Here is a 10,617-nt window from a genome sequence, read left to right as displayed (position 1 = left end):
ATGTCAGCGCAGGAGTCGCAGGAATCACCTGATCCCCCACCGGGTCCATCACCGGATCCGCTGGTGGCCGCCGCCCAGGCCACCAGGAGCCTGCACGGCCTGTCCACCGAGCTCACGGCCCGTGTACCGCAACTGCTGGAGGCCATGAGGTCGGTCGGGACCGGGCTCGAGCTGCACTCCACGCTGGACCGCATCTGCGAGACCGCGGCCGAGCTCGCGGACGCACGCTACGCGGCGATCGGTGTCGTCGACACGGAGGGCCGCGGGCTCTCGGACTTCGTCACCCATGGGATCGGCTCCGCACAGGCCCGGAAGATCGGGCACCGCCCCGACGGGGAACGGGGCCTGATCGGAGCGCTGATCTCGCACCCCGACACGGTGCGGCTCGCCGATCTGACGAAGGACCCGCGCTCGGCGGGGTTCCCGCCGCACCACCCGCCCATGAAGACCTTCCTCGGAGTGCCGATCCGGGTGCAGGGAGAGATCTTCGGCAATCTCTACCTCGCCGAGAAGAACGGCGGCGGCGAGTTCAACGACTACGACGTCCACATGGTCCGGGTACTGGCCACCGAGGCGGGCATCGCCATCGGCAACGCCCGGCTGTACGAGGCCGCCACGCAGCGCGAGCGCTGGATCGACGGCTCGGTGGCCGTCACCACCGCCCTCCTGTCCGGCGGGGACGCGGACGACGCGCTCGCGGTGGTCGCCGAACAGGCCCGTCGGCTGGCCGACTCCGCCGCCGGGATCGTCATGCTGCCGGCCGAGGAGGGTGGCATGGAGATCGTCGCGGTCTCCTCCGAGAACCCTGCCACCTCGATCGGTGTGGTGATCCCGGCCGAGAGCCCGGTGGTGGACCGGCTGCTGGAGGGCGAGCCGGTCTTCGTGGACGACGCCGCGTCCGACCCCCGCACGACCAGCGAGCTCACCAGCCGGTACGGCCCGTGCATGCTGCTGCCGCTGCAGAGCGGCGGGCGGGTGCTGGGCGCGCTGGTCACCCCCCGGGCCCGTGGCGGGCGTCCCTTCACCGAAGCCGAGCGGACCCTGGCCACCCAGTTCGCCTCGCAGGCGGCGCTCGCCCTGATGATGGCCGAGGCGCAGCGCGACCGTGAGCGCCTGGCGGTGTTCGAGGACCGCGACCGGATCGCCCGCGACTTGCACGACCTGGTCATCCAGCGGCTCTTCGCCACCGGGCTGATGCTGGAGGGCGCCCAGCGCCGGTCCATCGTCCCCGAGGTGCGGGACGGCGTGGGCAAGGCCGTGGACGAGCTGGACGTGACGATCCAGGAGATCCGCACCGCGATCTTCGCCCTCCAACAGGGTCCGGCGGAGGCTCCGTCCGGGTTGCGCACCCGGGTGCTGCGGGAGATCAACATGGCCGCGGTGCCCCTGGGCTTCAAGCCCGCGCACCGCTTCCTCGGCCCGGTCGACACGGTCGTCGGTGAGTTGGTGGGCAAGAACCTGATCGCCGCGCTGCGGGAGGCCCTGTCCAACGCCTTCCGTCACGCCGAGGCGACCCGGATCGAGGTGGTCGTCGACTCCACCATCACGCTCGCCGACGGTCGGCCCGGCGTCCGGCTCGAGGTCGCCGACGACGGGGTGGGCATCCCGGAGGGCGGTCGCCGCAGCGGGTTGCGGAACCTGCGCCGACGGGCCGAGTCGCTGGGCGGCGCGAGCTCTTACGGCCCGGGCCTCGGCGAGGACGGCGGCGGGACCACCGTGGTGTGGGAGGCCCCGCTCCAGCCCGCCGTCTAGGCCGTCTCTTCCGGATCTTGCCGGGCCCGCGACGCCCGGCACCGCACCTGGCCGCGTTGTCGGGGCGCCCGAGTACGTCCAGTACACGGTGCGCTCCTCCGCCTTGCCATGTACGGCACCGGACGCCGCGGGCTCGGCCGACAAGATCCGAAAGAGACGACCTAGGCCTGCTGCGCCGCGGTCCGTTCGGCCAGGATGCGCTCGATGACGAGGGCGACCCCGTCCTCGTTGTTGGCGACCGTACGGCCCGACGCGGCCGCGATCACATCAGGGTGGGCGTTGCCCATGGCGTACGAGGTGCCCGCCCAGCTGAGCATCTCCACGTCGTTCGGCATGTCCCCGAAGGCGACGACCTCGGCGGGGGAGATGCCCCGCTCGGCGCAGCACAGAGCCAGGGTGCTCGCCTTGGACACGCCCGGCCCGCTGACCTCCAGCAGCGAGGTGGGACTGGACCGGGTGATCGACGCGTACCCGCCGGCGGCGGACCGTGCCAGCGTCAGGAATTCGTCCGGGGCCAGCTCGGCGTGGTGCGCCAACAGCTTGAGCACGGGCGCGGAGCTTTCGTCCGTGTCCTCGTGCAGCAGCTTTTCGGCAGTGGCGACCCGGGCACCCGGGTCCTTGAAGAAGGGCGGGTACGCCGGCTCGTAGTTGATGCCGGTGGTCAGCTCGACCGCGAAGGAAGTGCCGGGCGCCGCGGTCCGCAGGGCCTCGACGACGGTGAGCGCTGCCACTCGCGGAAGGGCTCTGACCTGTACGAACTCTCGTCCGGCGTGCAGGTCGACCACCGCCGCGCCATTGGCGCAGATCGCCAGGCCGTGGCCGTGGACATGGTCGCTGACCACATCCATCCAGCGGGCCGGGCGGCCGGTCACGAAGAAGACCTCGATCCCGGCCTCCTCGGCGGCGGCGAGCGCGGCGACCGTGCGCGGCGAGACGGACTTGTCGTCGCGCAGCAGGGTGCCGTCGAGGTCGGTGGCGATCAGCCGGGGCGTGGGGTTTGGCCCGTCCGGGCACTGGGGAGCCGAGGTCACTGCTCCATCTTCGCCCATGGCCGAGGAGGTCCTGACCATGGGCGGGAGGCTGTCACCTCGGGCGATGTTTCACGTGAAACGGCGCCGTTTCACGTGAAACATCCCCTCACCGTAGGCTCGAAGCATGAGTCTGCGTCTGAGCACGGTGATCCTTCCGGTACGTCGATGGCACGAGGGAGGACGCGATCAGTGGCTCCGGGCCGAGCAGCTCGGGTTCCACACCGCGTACACCTACGACCACCTGTCCTGGCGGACGTTCCGCGACGGCCCGTGGTTCGGCGCGGTGCCCACCCTGACCGCGGCGGCCGCCGCCACCGAGCGGCTACGCCTGGGCACGCTCGTCACCTCGCCGAACTTCCGTCACCCGGTGACCCTCGCCAAGGACCTCATGAGCCTGGACGACATCTCCGGCGGGCGCATCACCCTCGGCATCGGTGCGGGCGGCAACGGCTTCGACGCGACCGCGCTGGGTCAGGAGGCCTGGTCCCCGCGCGAGCGTGCCGACCGCTTCGCCGAGTTCGTGCCGCTGCTGGACCGGTTGCTGACCGAGGGATCGGTGAGCCATGAGGGGACCTTCTACTCCGCCGAGGAGGCCCGCAACATCCCCGGTTGTGTGCAGCGGCCCAGGCTGCCGTTCGCGGTCGCCGCGACCGGACCGCGCGGCATGCGGCTCGCCGCCCGGCACGGCCAGGCCTGGGTGACCACGGGCGACCCCAAGCTCTTCGAGGAGGGCACGCCCGAGCAGTCGCGCGAGGCCCTGCGCGTGCAGCTCGAACGGCTCGGCGCGGCCTTCCTGGAGATCGGGCGCGACCTGGAGCCCGTGGAGAAGGTCCTCCTGACCGGCTTCACGCCGGAGGCCAACACCGTGCTGCAGTCCGTGGACGCGTTCGTCGACTTCGCCGGCCGGCACCGCGATCTGGGCTTCACCGAGGTGGTGATCCACGCCCCGATCCCGGACTCCGAGTTCGCCGCCGATGAGGCCGTGTTCGAGAAGATCGCCACCGAGACCCTGGCCCAGCTCGACAGCTGACCTGCCGGTCGTCGTCGCCACTCGCACGAGCGGCGACGACGCCCGGGACGGCGACGGCTAGTCCCTCTCGTTCAGCTGCGCGAGCAGGCGCTCTGCCGAGGGCAGGAGCCAGTCCGGCACGTCGTCCTCGGGCAGCGCCCGGGCCTCGTCGATCAGCGCGGAGACGCGCGCGGCGCCCGCATCCGCGTCACCCCGCTCCTGCTCGGTCCAGGCCGCGTTGTCCAGGCACTGGAACCGGTCCCGCAGATGGTCGGGGCCGAGCTCGGCGTCGACCCGGGAGGCCCGGTCCCACAGCTCGATCTCCGCCAGGCGCAGCCGGTCGACCTCGGCGGGGCTCAGCAGGGCCGACGGCTCCGCGCCGGCACCGGCGAGCTCCTGGTCCTCGGCCTCGTCCCCTCGTCGGGCTGCCCGTTCGTGTTGACGTGCCGGTCGAGCACCTGCGCCAGCTGATGCCAGGTCTGGGCGAGTTCGACCGCAGCCCGGGGACTCCGGGATCCGCCGCCAAGGCCGCCTCCAGTACCCCGGCGGCCTCCTCCAGCCGCTTGCGGGCCTCCGACACCGTCGTGGCGGTGGCCTCCTCTCGCAGCCCCGGCCAGGCCGGGGAGCGCACGAACTACGGGAAGCGCAGGAACTGCGGCGGTACGGCGTCCGCCAGCCACACCCCGTTGGCGCTGATCCGGAAGACGTGTCCGGCCGCTCGCATCGCCCCGGCGTCCACGCTGAGCACGACGGGCCGGCCGCGTCGCGCGCCGACCCGGGTGGCGGTCTCCCGGTCGGGGGACAGGTGCACGTGGTGGCGGGCCATCGGGCGCAGGCCCTCGGCGCGGATCGGCCCCAGGGCGGAGGCGACGGTGCCGTGGTAGAGGTACGCGGGCGGTTCGGCCTCCGGCAGGTCCAGGTCCACGGCGACGGTGTGCCCCTGGCTGGCCCGGATCCGGGTGCCGTCGACGGCGAACCGCTGCTTGTCGTTGGCGGCGACGACGTGGTCGAGCTCGGCCCGGCTGAAGCGGAAGCCGTGTGCGGCGGCCGCGCGCAGCAGGTCGTCGATCTCCACCCAGCCGTGGGGATCGAGCACCAGTCCGATCCGTTCCGGCTGGTGTCGCAGGTGTTTCGAGACGTACTTCGACACCTTCACGGTGCGTCTTTCATCCATGGCCCCAGCGTGCCCGGTCGGGCGGCCCCGCGGCAGGGATTTTCCGGGGGCGGCCGGTGGTGACGGGTGGTGGACACCCTCTATCGTCATTCCAAGATGCGGAATATATTTTCCACTTCCACTTCTGTTCAGAGGGAGAAACCATGACAGCCCAACCCTCACTGTCACGCCGCGCCGCTGCTGAGCTGGTCGGTACCGCCGGCCTGCTCGTGGTCGTGATCGGCTCCGGGCTCAAGGCCGCCGAGCTCAGCCGCGACACCGGTGTCGCCCTCATCGCCAACTCGTTCGCCTCTGCCATCGGCCTCGGGCTGATCATCACGATCTTCGGGCCGCTGTCCGGTGCCCACCTCAACCCGGTGGTCACCCTCACCTCCTGGTGGTCCCGGCGGACCGGCGGCGAGGGCCTGGGCGCCCGCGAGGCGCTCGTCTACACCGTGGCCCAGAGCGCCGGAGCCATCGGCGGCGCCCTCGTCGCGGAAGTCATGTTCGGCCGGACCCCGGGCACCTTCGCCACCCAGGTGCGCGACGGCGGTCACCTGCTCATCGGCGAGGTGGTCGCCACCGCCGGTCTCGTCCTCCTGATCCAGGGCCTCGGCCGGATCGGTCGCTCCAGGCTCGTCCCGGCGGCGGTCGCGGCGTACATCGCGGCCGCGATCTGGTTCACCTCCTCCGGTTCCTTCGCCAATCCGGCGGGCACCATCGGGCGCAGCTTCAGTGACTCCTTCACCGGCATAGCCCCCCGGTCGCTGCCCGGATTCGTCGGCGCCCAGCTGATCGGCGGGATCCTCGGCCTGGCCCTGGCCGCCCTCCTGTACGGGACCGGGAGAGGGGCCGGGACAGGGGCGGGGGCCAAGTACGGGTCCAGGTTCGGCCGGAGCGCGAAGGCGGCGCCGGTGGACGGAGCGAGCCCCGCCAAGGCGGCGTACGGGACCGTCGGGTGAGACGGCAGCTCAGTTGCCCACAGGAAAAGGGGTCTTGTCCACAGCCGTTTGGGCAGGTTTTGACGGCAAACGCGTGATCCGCCCTGTGGAATCTGTGGAGTCCGTGGAATTCATGGAACCTGCGGACCGGCCCCGACCGGGCCCTTCGCCGGTGACCACCCGCCCAGGCGTCGTTACCGCTCCCCCCGGCGCGCCAGATCGTTCATCGTCCGGGCCTGGAGCTCCCGCTCCGTCGCGGCCCGGACGAACTCCGCCACATGGTCGGCACCCACCAGTTCCTGCACCGCCCGTACCGTCGCGGCCGGCAGCGCCACCGGCGAGGGCCCCGTCGGCCCCGGTGCGCCGGCCGACCCCAGGTGCCGCTGGAGGTGCCGGGTCGCGAAGAGCCGCATCGCCCGTGCCAGCTCCGCGTCCACGGTCTGCTGGGCCAGCGGCCGCAGCCGCCGTACCATCGTCGCCGCCTCCGCCGCGTCCGCGTCCGTGGGCGGCACCTGTCCGAGGTAGCGCGCGAAGACGTGCTCGGTGGTGAACTCCAGGAACCGCGAGGCGATGTGCTCCACCTGTCCGCGCAGTTCCCGCAGGTGCCCGGTGATCGCCGGCAGCGGCACCCCGGCCGCATGCAGCTCGGCGGCCACCGCCAGCTCCTGCGGGGAGGGCACCAGGAACTGGTCCGGGCGCCCCGGGATCCGCTCCAGCACCCCGAGCTCGCACGCCTCGTCCACGGCGTCGTCGTCCGGGCGGCCGCCGAACCGCTCGTTCAGCTCCTCCCGGCTGATCCGGGCCGTCTCCTCGTCGGTCCACGGCCCGTGCACCTCGGCGACCAGCCCGAGTACGCCGCCCAGACCGCGCCCCGCGTCCCAGGCCTCCAGCAGTTCCTTGATGGAGGCCAGGGTGTAGCCGCGGTCCAGCAGATCGGCGATCTGCCGCAGCCGCGCCAGATGCGTGTCCCGATAGACGTTGGAACGGCCCCGCCGCTCCGGTTTCGGCAGCAGACCACGGTCCTGGTACGCCCGGATCGTGCGCACCGTCGCCCCGCTGTGGTGTGCCAGATCCTCGATCCGGTACTCGGCTACCGCCTGATCGGACAATCCCGGCTCCCTACGACATCGCGGCTCGGCCGACCGCGCCCGCCGCGGCCCGGGCGGCAGGTGAAGCCGCAAGGTACTCGACCGCCCTGCGCAGCGAGCCCTCCTGCGAGGGATGGTACGACCGCCGGAAGTAGCGGGGTATGGCCGTGCCGAGCTCTCTCCACGGAGGCAGCAGGCCCTTGGCCACCGCGCGGTTGTGCGCGCCGAGCGAGTAGCGCTGCCGGCCGCCCAGCTCCGGGTCGTTGCGTATGAGGTACGAGGCCCCCCACACCCACAGCCACGCCAGTACCGGCGCGACCACGACCATCCCCTCGACGCGGCGCGCGTAGCGGGGCAGACCGGTTCCCCCGCAGTGCTGGTACATGTCGAAGGCGACGGAGCGGTGCTCCACCTCCTCCGCGCCGTGCCAGCGCAGCAGGTCCAGCATGATCTCGTCCGCCCCGGCCCGGTCGAGGCCGTCGGCCCGCAGCACCCAGTCCCCGAGGACCGCCGTGAACTGCTCGATCGCGGCGACCACGGCCAGCCGGAAGCGCAGCCACTCCCGCGCCGTGACCGGTACCCCGAACGGCGGGGCCTCCCCGAGCAGTTTCTCGAAGAGGAAGTCCACGTGCCGCGTGTACGCCTCCGTCGGCAGCCGCTGCTCGGCGAGATGGTCCAGTACGTAGGAGTGCTGCACGCTGTGCGTGGCCTCCTGGCCCATGAACCCCTTGACGTCACTGCGCAGCTCGGGGTCGGTGACCAGGGGCAGGCCCTCCTTGAGGACCCTGACGAACCACCGTTCCCCGGCGGGCAGCAGCAGGTGCAGCACGTTGATGACGTGCGTGGCGGTGGGCTCGTCCGGTATCCAGTGCAGGGGGGTGGTCTTCCATTCGAAGGCCACCCGGCGCGGGCCGATCGGGTGCCGGGCGATCGGGTCCGCGGCCCCGCTCACAGCTTCGGCTCCAGCCTCGCGATGCGCCGCAGGGCGCGCGGGGCGAAGCGGGACATCCACAGGGCGCCCTTGGACTCCGGAGTCACGGGCACGACGGCCTCGTTGCGCACCACCGCCCGCAGGATCGCGTCGGCGACCTTCTCCGGCGGGAAGTTGCGCAGCCCGTACAGCCGCGAGGAGCGCTCCTGGCGGCGCTTCTCCTCGGCCTCGTCCACCCCGGCGAAGCGCGAGGTGGCGGTGATGTTGGTGTTGACGATGCCCGGGCAGATCGCGGAGACGCCGATCGACTTCGAGGCCAGTTCCGCGCGCAGGCACTCCGACAGCATCAGCACCGCAGCCTTCGAGGTGCTGTAGGCGGGCAGGGTCCTGGACGGCAGGTAGGCCGCGGCGGAGGCGGTGTTGACGATGTGCCCGCCCTGGCCGCGCTCGGCCATCTGCTTCCCGAAGATCCGGCAGCCGTGTATGACGCCCCACAGGTTGACGTCCAGGACCTTCTTCCAGTCCTCGGCGGTGGTGTCGAGGAAGGCGCCGGACAGGCCGATCCCGGCGTTGTTGACCAGGACGTCGACGATTCCGTACTCGGCGGCGACCTTCGCCGCGAGCTTCTCCATCGCCTGCTCGTCGCTGACGTCCACGCACTCGGCCCAGGCCTCGGCGGCGCCGACGAGCCGAGCCATGTCCGCCGTGCGCGCCGCGCCTTCCGCGTCGCGGTCGACGGCGACCACCCGGGCCCCGGCCTCGGCGAAGGCGAAGGCGGTGGCCCGGCCGATGCCGCTGGCCGCACCGGTCACCAGGACCAGCTGGCCCGCGAAGCGGTCGGCGTACCGGCCCGGGGCCTTCCGCTCCGGTGCCCGCGTCGCGGGCTCCTCCCGGTCGGTGACGAATTCGGTGATCCAGGCGGCCAGCTGGTCGGGCCGGGTCCGGGGCACCCAGTGCTTGGCCGGCAGGGTCCGGCGCAGCAGGTCCGGGGCCCACCGCTCCAGACCGTCGTAGAGCCGCTCGGACAGGAAGGCGTCCCCGGTCGGGGTGATCAGCTGCACCGGTACGTGGGCGTACGCGTCGGGGCGCGGCCGGCGCATGCGCGGCCGCACGTTGTCGCGGTAGAGCCAGGCTCCGTGTGCCGCGTCCGACGGCAGTGAGGCCGTCGGATAGGAGCCGGCCGGAACCTTCTCGATGCGCTGGAGCATCGCGGGCCACCGCTTGCCGAGCGGTCCCCGCCAGGCCAGCTCGGGCAGCACGGGGGTGTGCAGCATGTAGACGTACCAGGACTTGGCGCCCTGGCCGAGGAGCTGCGCCGCCGCCCGCGGGGTGGGCCGGGCCATCCGCTTCTTGATCCAGTGCCCGAAGTGGTCGAGGGAGGGCCCCGACATCGAGGTGAAGGAGGCGATCCTGCCCTCGGTGCGGGCGACCGTGGCGAACTCCCAGCCCTGTACGGAGCCCCAGTCGTGGCCGACCAGGTGCACCGGCCGGTCCGGGCTGACCGCGTCCGCGACCGCCAGGAAGTCGTCTGTCAGCTTCTCCAGGGTGAAGCCGCCGCGCAGCGGCTGCGGCGCGGTGGAGCGACCGTGGCCGCGCACGTCGTAGAGCACCACGTGGAAGCGCGTCGCGAGCCGCTCGGCGACCTCCGACCAGACCTCCTTGCTGTCCGGGTAGCCGTGCACCAGCAATACCGTCGGCCGGCCCGTCTCACCGAGCTCGACGACGCACAGCTCGACCCCACCGGTGCTCACCCGGCGCTCGCGCGCACCCGCCAGTCCCACCGCTCCCGCTCCACCCATGTCGCTCATGCTGCCTTCTCCTCGGCCCAGCGCCGCACGTGCGGCAGATCGTCGTCCAGCCAGAACGCGCTCTCCTCGGGGTCCCGGGAGTCGGTGACGACCAGGATCTCCTCGAACTTCGCGCCGGTACCCCGGAATCCGAGGTGTGGTTCCACCGCCCACAGGCCGGGCTGCGGCGGATGGTCGGAGAAGTGGTACGGGCTCCACAGCGGGGACCAGCCCTCACGGTGGCCGTGCAGGGCGTCGCTCGCCAGTCCCTTGAGGGACTGGGTGCCGAAGCCGAAAGCGGTCGGCGACCAGCGCCGCTCCTTGACCCGGTCGATCTTGTGCGCGATCACGCCGAAGGGATAGGCCCGGTGCCGGTTGGCGTACCCCTGCCGGGTCATCAGCCGTTCGACGTTCTCGTAGATCTCGCGCAGGGAGCGGCCCTCGCGCACCTGTTCCAGGATCAGCACGCGGTGCGCCTGGAGATCTGACATGAGCCGGTCCTGCACCGGATTGAGCCCGAGGCTGCCCGAATAGCCGACGTCCGCCGCGTACCCCTTGTAGACCGGTGCCATGTCGAGGATGAACGGCATCCCGGGCTCCAGCTTCCGGTGGGTGGGGAAGAACTGCAGCGGGATCCTGAAGTTCGCGAAGGCGGTGCGGTCCCCGAACCACGCGAAGGGCAGGTGGAACCAGTCCCGTACGCCGCGCTCCCGCAGCCACTCGCGCTGCATCCGCGCGGCCTCGCGCTCGGTCACCCCGGGCCTCAGCTGGGCCGCGACGGCCTCGGCGCACTCGTACGAGAGGCGCTGTACCTCTCTGAAGCCGCTCAGGTCGGCGGAGCGTCGTCCGGAGAGTCGCGCGGTGCGTTGCTTGGTGTCCCCAGCCATGTCAGCCCGTCCATCCGTGTAGCCGTACGCGCCCGTAA

Annotated in this window: 9 protein-coding genes; 3 read left to right on the top strand and 6 right to left on the bottom strand. The window is 72.0% G+C overall.

The features are described from left to right. On the top strand, nucleotides 1-1,752 hold the full coding sequence (locus tag JYK04_RS21590) for a GAF domain-containing sensor histidine kinase (RefSeq protein WP_229875341.1): 1,752 nt from the start codon (nucleotides 1-3) through the stop codon (nucleotides 1,750-1,752). Nucleotides 1,753-1,913: 161 nt separating this feature from the next. Here JYK04_RS21590 and JYK04_RS21585 read toward each other — a convergent pair whose 3' ends face one another. Continuing rightward, complete coding sequence (locus JYK04_RS21585) at nucleotides 1,914-2,801, bottom strand: Cof-type HAD-IIB family hydrolase (RefSeq protein ID WP_189738598.1); 888 nt, start codon at nucleotides 2,799-2,801, stop codon at nucleotides 1,914-1,916. Between the two features lie 106 nt (nucleotides 2,802-2,907). Here JYK04_RS21585 and JYK04_RS21580 point away from each other — a divergent pair, with 106 nt between their 5' ends. Then, nucleotides 2,908-3,813, top strand: a complete 906-nt coding sequence (locus tag JYK04_RS21580; protein WP_189737874.1) for an LLM class flavin-dependent oxidoreductase — start codon at nucleotides 2,908-2,910, stop codon at nucleotides 3,811-3,813. Between the two features lie 613 nt (nucleotides 3,814-4,426). Here JYK04_RS21580 and JYK04_RS21575 read toward each other — a convergent pair. Continuing rightward, a complete protein-coding gene (locus JYK04_RS21575) occupies nucleotides 4,427-4,966 on the bottom strand; it encodes an RNA 2'-phosphotransferase (protein WP_189737872.1) in 540 nt (179 codons plus the stop codon). A 143-nt stretch (nucleotides 4,967-5,109) separates the two neighbouring features. Between JYK04_RS21575 and JYK04_RS21570 the strand changes: the two genes are divergently transcribed. Then, on the top strand, nucleotides 5,110-5,907 hold the full coding sequence (locus JYK04_RS21570) for an aquaporin (protein WP_189737869.1): 798 nt from the start codon (nucleotides 5,110-5,112) through the stop codon (nucleotides 5,905-5,907). Nucleotides 5,908-6,080: 173 nt separating this feature from the next. Here the strand turns inward: JYK04_RS21570 and JYK04_RS21565 are convergent, their stop codons facing one another. Genes JYK04_RS21565 through JYK04_RS21550 form a run of 4 tightly spaced genes read right to left on the bottom strand, consistent with a single transcriptional unit; the run spans nucleotide 6,081 to nucleotide 10,579 of the window. Beyond that, entirely contained in the window at nucleotides 6,081-6,995 is a 915-nt protein-coding gene (locus tag JYK04_RS21565) for a MerR family transcriptional regulator (protein WP_189737866.1), read from the bottom strand. Nucleotides 6,996-7,005: 10 nt separating this feature from the next. Then, on the bottom strand, nucleotides 7,006-7,926 hold the full coding sequence (locus JYK04_RS21560; RefSeq protein WP_189737863.1) for a metal-dependent hydrolase: 921 nt from the start codon (nucleotides 7,924-7,926) through the stop codon (nucleotides 7,006-7,008). Beyond that, nucleotides 7,923-9,713 carry an SDR family oxidoreductase gene (locus JYK04_RS21555; RefSeq protein ID WP_229875340.1) on the bottom strand — a complete coding sequence of 597 codons (1,791 nt, stop codon included), beginning with the start codon at nucleotides 9,711-9,713 and terminating at the stop codon, nucleotides 7,923-7,925. Before JYK04_RS21555 ends, JYK04_RS21560 begins: the two co-directional genes overlap by 4 nt. Next, nucleotides 9,710-10,579 (bottom strand): M24 family metallopeptidase, encoded by an 870-nt coding sequence (locus JYK04_RS21550; RefSeq protein WP_189737860.1) that lies wholly within the window; start codon nucleotides 10,577-10,579, stop codon nucleotides 9,710-9,712. Before JYK04_RS21550 ends, JYK04_RS21555 begins: the two co-directional genes overlap by 4 nt. Nucleotides 10,580-10,617 lie beyond the last annotated feature (38 nt).

The sequence above is a fragment of the Streptomyces nojiriensis genome (assembly GCF_017639205.1).
Taxonomy (GTDB): Bacteria; Actinomycetota; Actinomycetes; order Streptomycetales; family Streptomycetaceae; genus Streptomyces; species Streptomyces nojiriensis.
This window is presented reverse-complemented; position numbering and strand designations above follow the sequence as displayed.